16 protein-coding genes are annotated in these 14,578 nt (G+C 64.1%); 11 read left to right on the top strand and 5 right to left on the bottom strand.

What is annotated here, in order from left to right; genetic code table 11:
* Window positions 1-31: 31 nt before the first annotated feature.
* The 3 genes from purD to PJK54_RS04695 all read left to right on the top strand — a co-directional run bounded on the left by purD (window position 32) and on the right by PJK54_RS04695 (window position 2,919).
* Window positions 32-1,324: a phosphoribosylamine--glycine ligase gene (gene purD / locus PJK54_RS04685; protein ID WP_077378851.1), complete on the top strand. Its 1,293-nt coding sequence runs from the start codon at window positions 32-34 to the stop codon at window positions 1,322-1,324.
* Window positions 1,325-1,591: 267 nt separating this feature from the next.
* Window positions 1,592-2,047 carry an acyl-CoA thioesterase gene (locus PJK54_RS04690; protein ID WP_077378853.1) on the top strand — a complete coding sequence of 152 codons (456 nt, stop codon included), beginning with the start codon at window positions 1,592-1,594 and terminating at the stop codon, window positions 2,045-2,047.
* Complete coding sequence (locus PJK54_RS04695; RefSeq protein WP_077378856.1) at window positions 2,047-2,919, top strand: phosphoribulokinase; 873 nt, start codon at window positions 2,047-2,049, stop codon at window positions 2,917-2,919. Before PJK54_RS04690 ends, PJK54_RS04695 begins: the two co-directional genes overlap by 1 nt.
* A 28-nt stretch (window positions 2,920-2,947) precedes the next feature.
* On the opposite strand, the gene PJK54_RS04700 is transcribed toward PJK54_RS04695, so the two are convergent.
* Complete coding sequence (locus PJK54_RS04700; protein WP_271302355.1) at window positions 2,948-3,724, bottom strand: RIO1 family regulatory kinase/ATPase domain-containing protein; 777 nt, start codon at window positions 3,722-3,724, stop codon at window positions 2,948-2,950.
* Between the two features lie 274 nt (window positions 3,725-3,998).
* Between PJK54_RS04700 and PJK54_RS04705 the strand changes: the two genes are divergently transcribed.
* Window positions 3,999-4,340: a histidine triad nucleotide-binding protein gene (locus PJK54_RS04705; protein ID WP_084209399.1), complete on the top strand. Its 342-nt coding sequence runs from the start codon at window positions 3,999-4,001 to the stop codon at window positions 4,338-4,340.
* Window positions 4,341-4,601: 261 nt separating this feature from the next.
* Window positions 4,602-5,267 carry a 2-polyprenyl-3-methyl-6-methoxy-1,4-benzoquinone monooxygenase gene (gene coq7 / locus PJK54_RS04710; protein WP_084209398.1) on the top strand — a complete coding sequence of 222 codons (666 nt, stop codon included), beginning with the start codon at window positions 4,602-4,604 and terminating at the stop codon, window positions 5,265-5,267.
* Between the two features lie 115 nt (window positions 5,268-5,382).
* Here the strand turns inward: coq7 and PJK54_RS04715 are convergent, their stop codons facing one another.
* Window positions 5,383-5,736, bottom strand: a complete 354-nt coding sequence (locus PJK54_RS04715; RefSeq protein ID WP_077378868.1) for a hypothetical protein — start codon at window positions 5,734-5,736, stop codon at window positions 5,383-5,385.
* A gap of 273 nt (window positions 5,737-6,009) precedes the next feature.
* Window positions 6,010-6,822: a hypothetical protein gene (locus PJK54_RS04720; RefSeq protein ID WP_271302356.1), complete on the bottom strand. Its 813-nt coding sequence runs from the start codon at window positions 6,820-6,822 to the stop codon at window positions 6,010-6,012.
* 254 nt (window positions 6,823-7,076) lie between these two features.
* Between PJK54_RS04720 and PJK54_RS04725 the strand changes: the two genes are divergently transcribed.
* The 6 genes from PJK54_RS04725 to PJK54_RS04750 all read left to right on the top strand — a co-directional run bounded on the left by PJK54_RS04725 (window position 7,077) and on the right by PJK54_RS04750 (window position 11,922).
* Window positions 7,077-7,556, top strand: a complete 480-nt coding sequence (locus tag PJK54_RS04725; RefSeq protein ID WP_176493686.1) for a PepSY domain-containing protein — start codon at window positions 7,077-7,079, stop codon at window positions 7,554-7,556.
* A gap of 90 nt (window positions 7,557-7,646) precedes the next feature.
* Window positions 7,647-8,366, top strand: coding sequence for a response regulator transcription factor (locus PJK54_RS04730; protein WP_271302357.1), 720 nt, complete (start codon window positions 7,647-7,649; stop codon window positions 8,364-8,366).
* Complete coding sequence (locus PJK54_RS04735; RefSeq protein ID WP_077378875.1) at window positions 8,363-9,727, top strand: sensor histidine kinase; 1,365 nt, start codon at window positions 8,363-8,365, stop codon at window positions 9,725-9,727. Before PJK54_RS04730 ends, PJK54_RS04735 begins: the two co-directional genes overlap by 4 nt.
* A 398-nt stretch (window positions 9,728-10,125) precedes the next feature.
* A complete protein-coding gene (locus tag PJK54_RS04740; RefSeq protein ID WP_084209395.1) occupies window positions 10,126-10,797 on the top strand; it encodes an ankyrin repeat domain-containing protein in 672 nt (223 codons plus the stop codon).
* Between the two features lie 26 nt (window positions 10,798-10,823).
* Entirely contained in the window at window positions 10,824-11,321 is a 498-nt protein-coding gene (locus PJK54_RS04745; protein WP_084209394.1) for a DUF3592 domain-containing protein, read from the top strand.
* Window positions 11,322-11,382: 61 nt separating this feature from the next.
* Entirely contained in the window at window positions 11,383-11,922 is a 540-nt protein-coding gene (locus PJK54_RS04750; protein WP_084209393.1) for a retropepsin-like aspartic protease family protein, read from the top strand.
* Window positions 11,923-12,074: 152 nt separating this feature from the next.
* Here PJK54_RS04750 and gnd read toward each other — a convergent pair whose 3' ends face one another.
* Together gnd and PJK54_RS04760 are read right to left on the bottom strand one after the other, a co-directional pair.
* Window positions 12,075-13,058 carry a phosphogluconate dehydrogenase (NAD(+)-dependent, decarboxylating) gene (gnd, locus tag PJK54_RS04755; RefSeq protein ID WP_077378886.1) on the bottom strand — a complete coding sequence of 328 codons (984 nt, stop codon included), beginning with the start codon at window positions 13,056-13,058 and terminating at the stop codon, window positions 12,075-12,077.
* A 168-nt stretch (window positions 13,059-13,226) separates the two neighbouring features.
* Window positions 13,227-14,480 carry a ribonucleotide-diphosphate reductase subunit beta gene (locus tag PJK54_RS04760; RefSeq protein ID WP_136939074.1) on the bottom strand — a complete coding sequence of 418 codons (1,254 nt, stop codon included), beginning with the start codon at window positions 14,478-14,480 and terminating at the stop codon, window positions 13,227-13,229.
* Between the last annotated feature and the right edge of the window lie 98 nt (window positions 14,481-14,578).

The raw sequence follows: 14,578 nt of genomic DNA on the forward strand, positions 1-14,578 counted from the left end.
TGATCCTCACTGGCTCATGAAGGTTGAAAAGATGAAGGTCCTGATCATCGGCGGCGGTGGCCGCGAACATGCGCTGGCCTGGAAAGCCGCCCAGTCCTCCCGTGTCGAGGAGGTCTTCGTGGCCCCCGGCAATGCGGGCACGGCGCGCGAGTCCAAGCTGACCAATCTGGCGATTGCCGCTGACGATCTCGATGCTCTGGTCGCCTTCGCGCGGGACAACGCCATCGAGCTGACCATCGTCGGCCCGGAAGCGCCGCTGGTGATCGGCGTGGTCGATCGCTTCCGCGAGGCGGGGCTCAAGTGCTTCGGCCCGACGGCCGGCGCTGCCCAGCTGGAAGGCTCCAAGGCCTTCACCAAGGACTTCCTGGCGCGTCATGCCATCCCGACCGGCGATTACGCCACCTTCGCCGAGGTCGATGCGGCGCTTGAGTACCTGGCCGCCCACCCGGCACCGATCGTCATCAAGGCCGATGGTCTGGCGGCGGGCAAGGGAGTGGTGGTCGCGATGACCGATGAGGAAGCTCGCGCCGCCGTGCGTGACATGCTCGAGGACAACGCCTTCGGTGATGCCGGTGCACGCGTGGTGATCGAGGAGTTCCTCGATGGCGAGGAAGCCAGCTTCATCGTGATGGTCGATGGCGAGAACGTGCTGCCGATGGCCACCAGTCAGGACCACAAGCGGGTCGGTGAAGGCGATACCGGCCCCAACACCGGTGGCATGGGGGCCTATTCTCCGGCACCGGTGGTCACCGCCGATGTGCACCAGCGCGTGATGGACGAGATCATCCTGCCCACCGTGCGTGGCATGGCGGCAGAGGGACATCCCTACACCGGCTTCCTGTACGCCGGCCTGATGATCGATGCCCAGGGCGCGCCGAAGATCATCGAATACAATTGCCGCTTCGGTGATCCGGAGACCCAGCCGATCATGGTACGTCTGAAGTCCGACCTGGTGGCGCTGTGTCTGGCCGCCGAAGACGGGCGCCTCGATACCCAGACCTGCGAGTGGGATTCCCGCGCGGCGGTCGGCGTGGTGCTGGCGGCAGGCGGCTATCCGGCCAGCTACCGCAAGGGCGATGTCATCACCGGGTTCGACGCTGCCGAGGCGACCGGTTGCAAGGTCTTCCACGCCGGCACCGCCGAAAAGGACGGGCAGGTGGTCACCAGTGGCGGTCGCGTGCTGTGCGTCACCGCGCTGGGCGACAGCGTGGCCGCCGCCACCGAGCGTGCCTACGAGGGTGTGGACGCCATCGACTGGCAGGACGTGCTGGTGCGACGTGACATCGCCTGGCGTGCCATCGCCCGTGAGCGTGGCGACGCCTGAGCATGTCCGGCATCATCGCATTGTCTGCAAGACCCGGCCTCTGGCCGGGTCTTGTCGTTATCGCACCGTGATTCTCGCGTCGGCCATTCTACGACCATCGTGTCGAGAGTCTGGTCATGTCGGTGTCGGCCGTGCGATAACCTTCATCATCACTTGTTCACGCATGAACGGCGGCCCATGGGTCTCCCCGGCCTTGAGCATGGCATCGGGGAAGCATGGCGACTCCGCCGTCATCGTCCATTTCCGTCTCGCCGACGAGGAGTCCTCATGGAGCGTATTCGGCTCGAGTTCCCAGAGCAGCGCCTGGTGCATCGTCATGCGATGACGATTCGTGTCAGCGATATCAATTATGGCCAGCATCTCGGTCACGATAGCGTGGTCAGCCTGGCGCACGAGGCACGCGGCCAGGCCTGGCAGGCACTCGGCTTCCCGGAATGGGATGTCGATGGCCTCATGAGCATCGTCTCCGATCTTGCCGTGCAGTATCAGGGGGAAGGCAAGCTGGGCGATGCGCTGGTGGTGGAGACCGCCATGGACCCCGTGTCCGGCAAGGGACTGGGCGTCCATCATCGTCTGGTGCGGGTCGGTGACGGCAGCGTGCTGGCCACCGTCAGGGTCGGGCTGGTGTTTGCCGGCCCCGACGGACTGGCCGTGCCGAGTGCACGCGTCAGTGACGAGATCGAGCGCACGGTCGCGGCGCTGGCCTGCGAGGTGGCGCGCTGATGTCGCGGGAGTATCCGATCATCGCCGTGACGGGCTCCTCCGGTGCGGGGACGACCACGGTCATGCGGACCTTCGAGCGCATGTTCTCGCGTGAGTCGATCCATGCCGCCTATGTGGATGGCGATGCCTTTCACCGCTATACCCGCGATGAACTGGTACGCATGTTCCAGGAGGCGCCGGAGCGCAAGCGTGAGCTGTCACACTTCGCGGTCGAGGCCAACCAGCTCGATCGACTGGAAGCGCTGTTTCTGGAGTATGGCGAGCAGGGCTCCGGCACGCACCGTCACTACATCCATGCCGAAGACAAGCGCATGATCGAGGCGGGCTACAAGGTCGGGACCTTCACCGAATGGCAGTCGCTGCCGGATTGCACGGACCTGCTGTTCTACGAGGGCCTGCATGGCGGGCTGGTGACGCCCGAGCATGACATCGCGCGTCATGTGGATCTGCTGATCGGCGTGGCACCGACCATGAACCTCGAGTGGATCCAGAAGATCGACCGGGACACCAAGCTGCGCGGGCACTCCCAGGAAGCGGTGGTCGATACCATCCTGAGCCGCATGGATGACTATGTCCGCTATATCCAGCCGCAGTTCTCGCGTACCCATATCAACTTCCAGCGCGTACCGACGGTGGACACCTCCAACCCCTTCGAGCCGCAGGACATTCCCACCGATGCCGAGTCGATGGTCGTCGTGCACTTCCGTGATCCGGGCAGCGTCGATTTCCCCTATCTGCTGGCGATGATCCAGGGCTCCTTCATGTCGCGCCCGCACACGCTGGTGGTGCCGGGTGCCCTGATGGCGCTGGCCATCGAGTTGATCATCACGCCGTTGGTCAGGAGTCTTCTGGCCCAGCGCCGCTTCCGCTGAGACGTGAGGTCGGCGAGAGCAGGACGCGTCACCGGCCCTTGAGACGCGGCAGGATGCGTTTCTTCCACAGGCGCAATACCTGATTCAGGCGACCGCTGCGCATCAGCAGGCGAGCCTCGCGTGGCCGCAGCGGCAGCCCCAGCGTACGTTGCTTGAGCTTGAGGGAGTGGCGCAGGTCGAAGCGACGCATCATGCGCATCACACCGGCCGTGCCCGGCAGTCGCGGCAGCCGCACCGCCGAGGTGAAATCGATCAGTACCGGTATGCCATCGCGCAGTATGACGTTGGATCCGCGGATGTCGTTGTGTGCCATCCGGCGCTGATGCAGCTGCTGCACGACGAGAATCAGCTGCTGGCAGAGTCCTGGATGCGCCGCGGGATCCAGCTGCGCATCGCTCAGCAGAGGGCCGGGAATGTATTCCATGGCCAGTGCCAGCGGGGAGACGCGTGCGATGGCGCGCGGTGCATGCGTCCAGCCGGCCAGGCGGCTCAGCATCTTCAGTTCTCGACGGACCAGCCAGCGCGCGACCAGTGCCGCCGGGGTGCCGGCATAACGACGGTAGTCCTTGCATACCACCGTCTGGCCATCGAGGTGCGTGAGATAGACTTCCGCCTTGAGAAAGCCCTTGGCGCGCTGCAGAAAGTCCTCTGCCGCCGGTTCGCGTGACAGCGTCCCGGCAGTGTCCGCGTCAGGCGTGGCCACTAATGCCTTGGGTGTCACTGTACCCGTGGTGGCCCTGCCGGAGGCGTCCAGCTCGTGAGTCGCCTTGTGCAGGGAGGGGATCAAGGAGGTTTGCAGGCGCATGACGGCAGGCTTCTTGTTAGCGAGGTAACAATGATTATCCTATCATTTAGCGAGTCCGCCCACCGTCGTGAGTGAATCATTCTGTTGCCCATCCAGCGACACTCGTCTCATGCGCAGAAGCCTGTCGGTATCGGGGGCGTCTCGGTGATCACTGTCTCGGTGATCATTGTCTTGGTGATCATTGTCTCGGGGCTTGGCCCATTGCGGTGCTGACGCTACGCTTGCACCTTGCGCTGCCGTTGGCGGCGACGTCATTGTCGAGGGAGAAGGTGTCATGGACTGTCTGTTCTGCAAGATCATCAATCGCGAGATTCCCGCCGATATCGTCTATGAGGATGAGGAGGTGCTGGCCTTCAATGACATCAACCCTCAGGCGCCGACCCATGTGCTGATCATTCCCAAGCAGCACATCGCCACGCTCAATGATATCGAGGAAAGCCAGCTGGCCACGGTGGGACGCCTGCAGTACACCGCCGCCAGACTGGCGAAGGAATACGGCTTCGCCGACGATGGCTACCGTGTGGTGATGAACTGCAATGAAGATGGCGGCCAGACGGTCTATCATATTCACATGCACCTGATGGGTGGTCGCCGCTTCACCTGGCCGGCTGGCTGAGCCGGCGTAGAGCAGGCGCCTGTACCGGCGGTTCGCGGGCAGGTAGCGGCTAGCGATATACAAGCGTGCGGCACACGGGCGCATACCGGGCATGACGTGAAAGCGTCATGCCCGGTCTTGTTCTGCAGGCTGCAGGCAGGAGATGTCGGAGCGATGCGAGATTCAGACGTGCCGACGACGACAGCGTCACTCTGCCCCTTACCGTGAGTGGGGGCCTTGCGTAAGATGGTGGCATTGCTCACGCCGTGCAGGAGTTCTTACATGACGCACCCCACCGCCAGTCAGGCACAACGTCACCACAGTCGCGCCGACCAGTTGATCCATCAGTTCGATACCGTTCTGCGCACGCTGGTCCCTCATGCGGCTCAGCCGTCACGACCTACCCCGGCAGGCGATATCGTGGACAGTGAGATCAGTGATGCGGAGCGTCAGCATGCTGCCGGTCTGATGCGCATCAATCACACCGGTGAAGTCTGCGCCCAGGCGCTGTACCAGGGCCAGGGGTTCACGGCGCGTCTGCCGGAAACGCGCAGCCAGATGGAGCTTGCCGCTCAGGAGGAGATCGACCATCTCGCCTGGTGCGATGCACGTCTCGTCGAGCTGGATGCCAATACCAGCCTGCTCAATCCACTGTTCTACATGACGAGCTTTGCGCTCGGGGCAGCGGCCGGCGCCATCAACGACAAGGTCAGCCTCGGGTTCGTGGCCGCGACCGAGGAGCTGGTAGGCGAGCACCTGTCGAAGCACCAGCAGACACTGCCCGAGGGCGATCAGCGTTCACGCGCGGTGCTGCGGCAGATGGAGATCGATGAAGCCCATCATGAGCAGTGGGCGCTGGAGGCCGGAGGACATCGCTTCCCGGGGCCGCTGAAGAGCGCCATGCGGCTGATGTCCAAGGTGATGACCGCCAGCGTCTATCGCGTGTGAGGGTCAGGCACCTGAGCTTGCCTGTGTAGCGTCAGGCCGCTGAAACGAAGAAGGCCGCCCCGTGGGGCGGCCTTCTTGCGTCGTGTGACCCTGAATCGGTCATCGGTGTCGGGGCTTATTCCTTGACCTGGTACTCACCATCCAGTGTCGCGGTACTGCTGCCGTCTTCACGTGTCGCATCCCGCGAATAGTTCTGGCGGCCGTTGGCCTTGTCCTGGGCTTCCTGCATGCGCTGTTGCATCTCGCTCATGCGCTTCTTCATGCGCCGGCGGATGAAGGGCAGCATGATGATGCCCAGTACCATCATGATCAGTGCCGCGAACAGGCTGAAGATCATGACGACACCGCCGATCAGCCAGGCAGCGACCAGCTTGAGGCCGGACAGGCCTTGAGAAGGACGCTGGTTGCCGGCGTTGGCCTGCCATTGGCGAGCCTGGTTCCAGAGAGTGTTGTGCTGTTGGCCTTGCATGTTGATTCTCCGCAATGGTTGCCGGGCCGATGGGCCGGGCAGGGAAGACCCGATGTGTGAAGGTGGATGGTCGGGGGTATCGGGTCTGGAAAGTGGGGTGTCTCTTTTGGCTGTCAGCGCCTGAAGCACCTGAGCCAGGGCGGTACTGCAGGCCCCTGCGAGATTCGTCATGCCTTTGGCTGCCTCATGATCTCAGCATCGAGGTTGGCAGCGTTGTCGTCAAGGCGATTGTCGTGTCCGCAGGGGCGCGGTGGAGGCCGTCAGGTCCGAGCGTCATCCGCCCGGCATCGTGCTGGCGAGGGTGGGCAGGCTCAAGGACAGGGTCTGCTGTCGGCCTTGCCCGTCCAGTCCGACGATTCGGATGGCATGCGCCTCCACGTCGACACTGCGTATTCTTTCAATGCCGTCGCTGGCGGCAAAATTCAAGGTCTGACGCAGGCTGTTTCTCCCCATTGCCCCTTCCTCCGTCTGGCGGGTCTGGCGGCGTAGCGCCTCATCGATCAGCTCGCCATCCGCGCGATTGATGGACAGTTCCATCTCCCAGCCGTCTCGCCCCCAGCCGGTGAAACGGACCTGATTCGCCACGATGTCCATGCCACTGAATTGACGCATCCCACTGTGGCTGGCTCGCATCATCAGCTGGGTCAGCAGTTCCGGGGCCAGCCCCGTGGACAGGAGGCGAGAGCTTTCGTGAGAGCCTCCGTGATCGCGCTGCGAGCCCGGTGCCGCTTGCCCTGACGTGGTATCGCCATTGTCATCGCCCATCCCTGCAGCACGCCTGTCAGGGCTGCCAGAGCTGTCAGGACTGCCAGAGCTATCGGGACTGTGCCCGCTCGCCGTGGCGAGCGCGGCCACCTCGCGACGAGTGTCATCCAACCCCGTGCCCAGCGTGGAAGCACTCAGTCGATGCTGGGGAGGGAGATCCTCGATGCCATTGGCATAGGCGGGCACCGAGCCCAGCATCAGGCCGAGAGCGCCCGCTCCCAGTCGCTGGCGAAGGTTCAATATGGAGCGCCCCGCCAGCCGGATGCTGATGGCCCGAGAGCGAGCCTCCTTCACACTGGTAGAGGCAGGAGATGACGGCATGGACGCCTCCTCAAGGCAGTGGAACATGGCCTCACTGTGAGACATGCGACCTTGCATGACACTGAGAGGGGGATTCATCTGAGGTTCATTGCTGCCTGTCAGTCTTTGCGGCATGCGGTCATCCGTGCGCATCCGCTGGCGTCCGCGCTGTTCCAACGCAGGTTTGCTTGCACATTCCATTGCCAGGATGCTTGTCGAGCATCAGCGCCCGTCGCGGCGCACCAGACCCGCCGCAATTCAAGAGGTTTTCCGTCATGCCGACTCCCCGCAAGGCCCAGACAGGCGCCAGCGCATCCCGCGTCAGCCAATGGCGGCAACGCTATGGATGGTTGTGCCTGGGGCTGGGCGGCTTGCTGATCGGTGTCCTGGCCATGCCGCCGCATGCGCTGTGTGACAGTGAGCGCTGGCGTAGCCTGCACGATGAGGTGGCTGCCGGCCGTGTCATTTCACTGTCTGAACTGCTGGACAGTCTCGAGCGTGACTGGCTGGGGCAGGTGGTCGAGGTGGAGCTTGAAGACATCCATGGCGAGTTGATCTACGAGGTCGAGATGCTCGGACCGCAGGGCCAGATGGCCAAGTTCACCGTACGGGCCGCGGATGGAGAGCTGCGTGAGGTGCGTGGCGTCAATCTGGACGCGATGCGCCGTCATGCTCTCGAGAGCCCGGCAGGCCCGTCGCCATCCCTGAGCGAGCGTCAGCCAACGGGCGGTCTTGAGGGTGCCGAAGACCCCTGAGGACCGTTATGCTTGCAGCAGTGTCCTCGTGTGATGCCGTGACGCGGTATCCGTCACCGGATAGCGACTGCCCAGGAGTGCCCAGAATTCATGAAGATATTGTTGGTGGAAGATGACATGCCGTTGGCCGAAGCGCTGATGGCACGCCTCAGTGAGGCAGATGTGCTGGTCGAGCATGCCGTCAATGGTGCCGATGCCGATTTTCTGGTGCAGACCGAGCGCTATGATGCGGTGGTGCTGGACCTTGGCCTGCCGGATGGTGATGGCACCCGCTGGCTGGCCCAGTGGCGTGAGGCCGGCATCGAAGTCCCGGTGCTGGTGCTGACGGCGCGCGAGCGCTGGTCGGACAAGGCGGCCGGCTTCTCTGCCGGTGCGGATGATTACGTGACCAAGCCCTTCGAGACGGCCGAGGTCATCTTCCGCCTGCGCGCGCTGGTGCGTCGCTCGCGCGGGCATGCCCATCCGGTGCTCAAGCTGGGGGATCTGGCCTGTGATACGCATGGCGGCACCGTCAGCCTGGCGGGGCGCCCCGTGTCACTGACGGCACAGGAGACGCGGTTGCTGATGCACCTGATGCATGCCGTGCCCGGCGTGGTGAGCCGTTCGGAGCTGGTCGAGCATGTCTATGACCGCGACCACGAACCCGACTCGAATGTCATCGATGTCCAGATCAGCCGCCTGCGTCGCAAGCTGGGGGCTGAGCGTATCGAGACCCTGCGCGGCCGCGGTTATCGCCTGCGCGACCCGGATGCCGAATCGGGTGGCGCAGACGGGGCCGGCGTAGCGGGAGCGGACGGCCGCGACGCATGAAGCCATTGTCCGTCGGCCGGCGACTGCTGGGTGGCTCGCTGGTCATCGCCTTGATCGTCATGCCGTTGACCGGTCTGGGGCTGGCGTGGAGCTTTCGGGATGCGGTGACGACGGCCTTTGACCAGCGGCTGCTGTCGCTGTCGAAGGTGTTGATCGCCGCGATCCAGTTCGATCGCGAGAAGGGCCGTCCGGGGCTTACGCGCTCGTTGGGTGATCCGCGTTTCGATCAGGCCTACTCCGGCTGGTATTGGCAGATTTCCGATCGCCACGGCAATGTGCTGACCTCGCGCTCGCTGTGGGATCAACGCCTGCCGATTCGCGATGAGATCAGTGCCGACGGGTTCCTGAGCCGGGATCTCGACGGGCCGCGTCATCAGTCGTTGCGCGCCATCGAGCGTGATATTCGCCTGCCGGGCCGCAGCCAGCCACTGCATGTGATGGTGGCGGCGAGTCGCAGCGAGGTGGACGCCGAGGTCGCGCGTTTCGAGTGGTTGCTGGCGGGAGCGCTTGTCGCGCTGGCGTCGTTGCTGGTGTGTGGCTCCGCCGCGCAGATCAGCTGGGGGTTGGCACCGCTTCGGCGGTTGCGGGCACGCCTCAAGCGGGTCGCGGAGGGGGAGGCGGACAGGCTGGAGGAAACACGCCTGCCACCTGAGCTGACTGAGCTGACGCGCGCGATCAATGCAGTGCTGGAGCGAGATCAACGCCTGATCGAGCGTGGGCGTGCCGCGGCGGGCAATCTGGCGCATGCGCTCAAGACGCCAGTCAGTGTGCTCAAGGCCCAGTCCGAGCGCTTTGATGGCGAGGACCGCGCCCGCATCGATGCCGAATTGCGACGTATCGATGAGGCCGTGCGTCACCATCTGGCGCGGGCGAGTGCCGCGGGCGGTGCGCATCTCAGTGGGCGAGTCAGTCTGCGCGAGGCCGCCGGGCCGGTGTTCGATGGCCTTGGGCGCCTGGCGAGCCGGCGTGGCATCACCCTAAGCCTCGCGCTGGAGGATGATGCCGGTGTGCGCGTCGACCCGCAGGACCTGCAGGAGATGGTCGGCAATCTGCTCGAGAACGCGCTGCAATGGGCGCAGCAGCAGGTACGTGTGACCAGCGAGTCCCGCGATGGCGGTGTGCTGCTGGTCATCGAGGATGATGGCCCGGGCATGAGCGACGAGCAGAGCGCCGCCGCGCTGGGGCGTGGTGCACGTCTCGATGAGGGGCGCTCCGGTTCAGGACTCGGGCTTGCGATCGTGGACGACCTGATGGCGCTGTATGGCGGCGAGCTGAGGCTGGAGCGCTCCGCTCTGGGCGGCCTGGCGGCGCATGTCTGGCTGCCCAGCTCACCGCTGGTGGGGACCAAGCCCACGGCCTGATGGGAAGAGGGGTGTCCTGCAGCCCTTTGATATTAGCCTATTGAAAGATATCAACTCATAGGGCTTGGCTATCATCTCGATCCCGAGAGATGATTGGGCGTCACGCCAGCCGCACCGTATTCTAAGGGGGTTCGGCTGGCAGCCGGACGGGCTTCGTTTCTGAGTCTCGTCTGCCGCGCCCTGCGGTGATGACGAACTGGCGCTCCTTCGGGGGCGCTTTTTTTATGCCTGATATCTCCCTGTTCCGGCAGCGGGATGCGCGCGTGACAGTGACCCCGGGAGAGGGTTGACGGGTGTGCAAGGCGGAGATTGAACGCAGGGAGGCTAACGGTCGTCTTCAGGATCGCATAGGCTGTCAGACAGGAGTCGTGTGAATTCTCAGGCGTCAGGAGGTGGGCATGAAGGACATGACGATGTGCGCTCAGCGTGGGGATCTGGAAGGGCTCAGGGAAGCGCTTGCCGAGCCCGGGGCGCGTGAGCGCCTCAATGATGTCGATTATCGCGGACGCTCGCCGTTGATGGTGGCCGTGCAGGCCAATCAGCCCGAAGCGGTGGCGGCGCTGTTGGCCGCGGGAGCTGACAGCGAGCAGACCGACGCCCTGCATGACACGCCTTTGCTGGCTGCCGCGGCGCTGGGATATGGCAATTGCCTGACCTGCCTGCTTGAGCACGGTGCCTCGGCCACGGTGCTCAATCGTTTCTCCTCCACGGCCCTGATGTCCGCCAGCGAGCGCGGCCATGCGGATATCTGTCGCGTGTTGCTGGAGCAGACGGACGTGCCGCCTGATCATCAGAATCGCCTTGGCTGGACGGCGCTGATCGAAGCCGTATTGCTGGGGGACGGCGGGGATGCCTATCAACAGGTGGTCAAGCAGCTGCTGGATCACGGCGCTGACGTCAATCTCGCGGATGCCGAGGGAGTGACACCTCTGGCGCACGCACGCTGGCGCAAGTTCGAGACCTTGAGTGACATGCTGGAAGCGGCTGGTGGTCGGGAGCAGGGCGTGGCGCATGTCGTGTCGGACGAGACGCTTCAGGCAGCCCGCTCGGCGAGTTCTCGCCAGACATGATGGCCAACCTACGCAGGAGGCAGCGCATGGTATTACCCTGGGGGCTGTTGATCATCGGCGTGGCGCTGCTGTTGCTGGGTGCGCTTCGCTGGCAGTACGCACAATCACTCGCACGGGAAAGCGTCCAGGTGATGGGAGAGGTGATCAGTCATGATCGCGCCCTGAACGTGGAAGGGCGCGGCCGCATCCATCTGCCCAAGGGCGGTGAGTTGAGTGAGGACGAGGCCCTGGCGATGGCAGGCTTGCCGCCGGGGGGGCGATTCAATGTCGAGTCGATCCAGTACGCGCCCATCGTGCGTTACCAGGACAGGCGTGGCGGTTGGCATGAATATGTATCACCGCTGGCGGTACAGACGCCGACACCTGCGGTCGGCGAGACCGTGGCCGTGAACTATCGACGCAGTGCGCCTCACGAGGCCAGTCTGCCTGGCACGCGCGGCTGGTTGATCGGCGTCCCATTGGCGCTGGGGATCGCGCTGTGTCTGGTGGCGCTGCGTCTGTTGTTGAGAGGGCCGGTAGCATGAAGAAGGCCGGTGGCATGGAGGGGGATGCATGTTGGCAACCGGCTGTCAGAGGTGAGGGTGAATGAAGGATTCTGAAGGCCAGGGGGCAACCCGGCGTTACGGTATCGGCATGCTGGTGCTGTGCTGGGGGCTGATACTTGGCATGCTGGTGTGGTGGTTCCAGGGGCAGCTCGAGGAGCGTACCCGCCCGAATGCCTCGCTGGCCGGTCAGGCATTGTCCCAGGGGGAGCCGCTGACCCTGACGCGCAACCGCTCAGGGCACTTCGTGGCCCCCGGCGAGATCAATGGTGAGCCGGTGACCTTCCTGCTGGATACCGGCGCCACCTATGTCTCGGTGTCCGAATCACTGGCCGAGCGTCTGGCGTTGCCGCGCGGGCGCGATGCCCGCTTCACCACCGCCAATGGGGTGAGCCATGGCGCACTGACCACGCTGGATGTCGTCAGTCTGGCGGGGCTCAACCAGCGCGAGGTGCGCGGGGCCATCGTGCCGGGCATGCATGATGAGGTGGTGCTGCTGGGAATGAGCTTTCTGGGGGAGTTCGATATCAACATGCGGGGGCAGCAGATGACACTCACGCCGGTTGCGGGGCGTGGCGGCTGACGAGACTGCCGGGCAGGAGAGGCCGGCCAGATAGTCAGACCGACAGGTTCTGATGCTCATGCTGTCTTGCCAACGATGGCCTCGCCAACGAAACGCCCCGCTCATGGGAGACCATGAGCGGGGCGTTTCACGTCTGATGCGTCAGCGGAAGATCAGTCCTGCTTGGGCGGCTCGACATGACCACCGAAGCCGAAGCGCATCGCGGACAGCAGACGGTTGGCGTAGGTGTTTTCCTTGCGCGAGCTGAAACGCGAGAACAGCGCGTTTGCCAGCACCGGCACGGCAACGCCCTGCTCGACGGCGGCATCGACGGTCCAGCGGCCTTCGCCACTGTCGGAGACGGCACCGCTGTAGTGATCCAGGCGCGCATCGCCGGCGAGCGCCTGGGCGGTCAGGTCGAGCAGCCAGGAGGAGACGACGCTGCCACGACGCCAGACTTCCGCGATGTCGGCCAGGTTGAGGTCGAAGCGCTGGTCTTCCGGAAGGTCCTCGGAGCCCTTGCTCTGCATCAGCTCGAAGCCTTCGGCGTAGGCCTGCATCAGGCCGTACTCGATACCGTTGTGCACCATCTTCACGTAGTGACCGGCACCGACCGGGCCTGCGTGGATATAGCCACGTTCCGCGCGCTCATCCGGGGCATTGCGACCCTTGGTGCGCTCCAGATTGCCATAGCCTGGGGCGAGGGTGTCGAACAGCGGCTCGAGATGATCGAACACGGCCTTCTCGGCGCCGATCATCATGCAGTAGCCGCGCTCCAGGCCCCACACGCCACCGGAGGTGCCCACGTCCACGTAGTTCAGACCCTTGTCCTTCAGCGTGGCAGCACGACGGATGTCGTCCTTGTAGAAGGTGTTGCCGCCATCGATGATGGTGTCGCCGGCTTCCATCAGCTCGGCCAGTGCGCTGATGGTCTGCTCGGTGATCTCGCCCGCCGGCAACATGACCCACACGGCACGCGGTGCCTTCAGCTGCTGGACCAGCGCCGCGAGATTGTCGACGTGGGTCGCGCCGTCAGCGACCAGTGACTGGGCAATCGCCTCGTCACGGTCATGGGCGACCACTTCGTGGCCATTGCGCATCAGGCGGCGGGCGATGTTGCCGCCCATGCGGCCGAGTCCGATGATACCGAGTTGCATGTTCGTTCCTTTCACGTGAAGCCGGGGAGAGTCGGGACGGCGCGAAGCCTACCCTGTGCGGGCGCTGGACGCAAAAACGGGCCATATCAATGACATGGCCCGTTGGGGTGCTCAGCGGAGACAGGCGTCAGTCGCGTGCCTGTCTCCGGGAGAGGGAGTGATCAGCGATCAATCCCAGCTCAGGGCACCGCCGACCTGATATTCGGTGACGCGCGTCTCGAAGAAGTTCTTCTCCTTGCGCAGGTCGATGATCTCGGACATCCACGGGAACGGGTTCTTGGCGCCCGGGAACTGCTCCTTGAGGCCCAGCTGCGCGAGGCGACGGTTGCAGATGAAGTGGAGGTATTCCTCCATGATGGCCGCGTTCATGCCCAGTACGCCGCGCGGCATGGTGTCACGCGCGTATTCGATCTCGAGCTGGGTGCCTTCCAGAATCATCTGGGTGACTTCGTCCTGGAATTCGGCGGTCCACAGGTGCGGGTTCTCGACCTTGATCTGGTTGATCACGTCGATGCCGAAGTTCAGGTGCATGGACTCGTCACGCAGGATGTACTGGAACTGCTCGGCGACGCCGGTCATCTTGTTGCGACGACCCATGGACAGGATCTGGGAGAAGCCGCAGTAGAAGAAGATGCCTTCGGTGACAGCGTAGAAGCCGATCAGGTTGCGCAGGAATTCCTGATCCGCTTCCGGGGTGCCGGTGTGGAAGTCGGCACGCGCCAGCGCCTGGGTGTGCTTGAGGCTCCAGGCGGACTTGCGTGCCACGGAGTCCACTTCACGGTACATGTTGAAGACTTCGCCTTCGTCCATGCCCAGGGACTCGATGCAGTACTGGTAGGCGTGGGTGTGGATCGCCTCTTCGAAGGCCTGACGCAGCAGGTACTGGCGGCACTCCGGGTTGGTGATGTTCTTGTAGACGGCCAGCACCAGGTTGTTGGCGACCAGCGAGTCGGCAGTGGAGAAGTAACCCAGCGAGCGCATCACGATCAGACGCTCGTCTTCGGTCAGGCCGTCCTGGCTCTTCCAGAGCGCGATGTCCGCGTTCATGTTCACTTCCTGCGGCATCCAGTGGTTCGCGGAGCCGTCGAGGTACTTCTGCCATGCCCAGTCGTACTTGAAGGGCACCAGCTGGTTGACGTCGGCGCGGGCATTGATCATGCGCTTCTCGTCGACCTGAATGCGCTGGGCACCCATTTCCAGTTCTTCCAGACCCTTGGCCACGTCAAGATCGTCCAGCGCCTGCTGGGCGCGGGCGATGCGTTCCGCTTCGCTGACCGCGTAGCCTTCGCTGTTCTCGCTCGCGACGGCAACTTCAGCCGCAGGGGCAGCCGCCGGGGCTTCGGCCTGCGGCGCCGGTTTGGCAGCGGCCGGCTTCTCGGCAGCGGGGGCTTCGTCTTCGTGGAAATCGTCCCAGTTCAACATGTTGCGTTCCTCGTGTTCGTAGTGGTCACGCGGGCAATCAGCGTGACAAGAAGGCGTTGGCGGTGCGTCCTGCGACGCTGGCGCCATCGAGAGGCGTG

The organism is Cobetia sp. MMG027 (assembly GCF_027947415.1).
Classification (GTDB): domain Bacteria; phylum Pseudomonadota; class Gammaproteobacteria; order Pseudomonadales; family Halomonadaceae; genus Cobetia; species Cobetia marina.

Coding starts and splice junctions, on each gene's coding strand:
- PJK54_RS04725 (WP_176493686.1), top strand. CDS start 7,077: ATGCCGACTCCCCGCAAGGCCCAGACAGGCGCCAGCGCATCCCGCGTC.
- PJK54_RS04730 (WP_271302357.1), top strand. CDS start 7,647: ATGAAGATATTGTTGGTGGAAGATGACATGCCGTTGGCCGAAGCGCTG.
- coq7 (WP_084209398.1), top strand. CDS start 4,602: ATGACGCACCCCACCGCCAGTCAGGCACAACGTCACCACAGTCGCGCC.
- PJK54_RS04750 (WP_084209393.1), top strand. CDS start 11,383: ATGAAGGATTCTGAAGGCCAGGGGGCAACCCGGCGTTACGGTATCGGC.
- PJK54_RS04695 (WP_077378856.1), top strand. CDS start 2,047: ATGTCGCGGGAGTATCCGATCATCGCCGTGACGGGCTCCTCCGGTGCG.
- purD (WP_077378851.1), top strand. CDS start 32: ATGAAGGTCCTGATCATCGGCGGCGGTGGCCGCGAACATGCGCTGGCC.
- PJK54_RS04700 (WP_271302355.1), bottom strand. CDS start 3,724: ATGCGCCTGCAAACCTCCTTGATCCCCTCCCTGCACAAGGCGACTCAC.
- PJK54_RS04740 (WP_084209395.1), top strand. CDS start 10,126: ATGAAGGACATGACGATGTGCGCTCAGCGTGGGGATCTGGAAGGGCTC.
- PJK54_RS04760 (WP_136939074.1), bottom strand. CDS start 14,480: ATGTTGAACTGGGACGATTTCCACGAAGACGAAGCCCCCGCTGCCGAG.
- PJK54_RS04690 (WP_077378853.1), top strand. CDS start 1,592: ATGGAGCGTATTCGGCTCGAGTTCCCAGAGCAGCGCCTGGTGCATCGT.
- PJK54_RS04735 (WP_077378875.1), top strand. CDS start 8,363: ATGAAGCCATTGTCCGTCGGCCGGCGACTGCTGGGTGGCTCGCTGGTC.
- gnd (WP_077378886.1), bottom strand. CDS start 13,058: ATGCAACTCGGTATCATCGGACTCGGCCGCATGGGCGGCAACATCGCC.
- PJK54_RS04745 (WP_084209394.1), top strand. CDS start 10,824: ATGGTATTACCCTGGGGGCTGTTGATCATCGGCGTGGCGCTGCTGTTG.
- PJK54_RS04705 (WP_084209399.1), top strand. CDS start 3,999: ATGGACTGTCTGTTCTGCAAGATCATCAATCGCGAGATTCCCGCCGAT.
- PJK54_RS04720 (WP_271302356.1), bottom strand. CDS start 6,822: ATGCCGTCATCTCCTGCCTCTACCAGTGTGAAGGAGGCTCGCTCTCGG.
- PJK54_RS04715 (WP_077378868.1), bottom strand. CDS start 5,736: ATGCAAGGCCAACAGCACAACACTCTCTGGAACCAGGCTCGCCAATGG.